This is a genomic window from Bacillus sp. GbtcB10, assembly GCF_019091365.1.
Lineage (GTDB): Bacteria > Bacillota > Bacilli > Bacillales > Bacillaceae > Bacillus > Bacillus altitudinis.
Map to the genome: position 1 here is coordinate 1 of NZ_JAGXJP010000016.1, position 668 is coordinate 668.

1 tRNA gene is annotated in these 668 nt (G+C 35.6%); it reads right to left on the bottom strand.

What is annotated here, in order from left to right:
- Positions 1–2: 2 nt before the first annotated feature.
- Positions 3–75: transfer RNA gene (locus tag KVT11_RS19525), tRNA-Val, on the bottom strand.
- Between the last annotated feature and the right edge of the window lie 593 nt (positions 76–668).

The window sequence follows — 668 nt, forward strand, 5'->3', positions numbered from 1 at the left end:
GGTGGAGGATGACGGGCTCGAACCGCCGACCCTCTGCTTGTAAGGCAGATGCTCTCCCAGCTGAGCTAATCCTCCACTATGTAGGAATCTCTCGATCCGACAAAGATTATTATATACAGGTTTCACTCATTTGTAAAGGCTATATTAAAAAAATTTTATTTCATTTTTCATGACGTATTTCTTTTAACAGATGATGTTGATGTTACCAGTCAAAATAGCTTCAATTCAGCGATTAACAGCTGTATTTCTCTTCTCTATATTCTCTTTAAAAACGAGTAAATCCTTTAAAAATATCAGCAGCCTTTCAATTTTTATACTTTAATGATATAGATATTTCTTTATTTCAACTGTTAAACGCAATGAATGTTTTGATTTCAATAAAATAGACTTATACAACTCCATTTAAATGAATGAATTTGTATCAGGCATCTATACACCTGCTATTCTTTCTCTCTATTACTTTTCTCCATACTTAAACGTGAACATGCTTCACAGACTTTCACGTTGATTTAGAGCATCTCCACGCTTATAGTGAATTAAAACAACCTGATTTATACCACATATGTATCAAGGTGATCTTCTTTCAAACAGCACAAAAAAGACCAGTTCCGACTGGAACTGATCCTTTGAAAAGCTTGGCGGCGTCCTACTCTCACAGGGGGAAACCC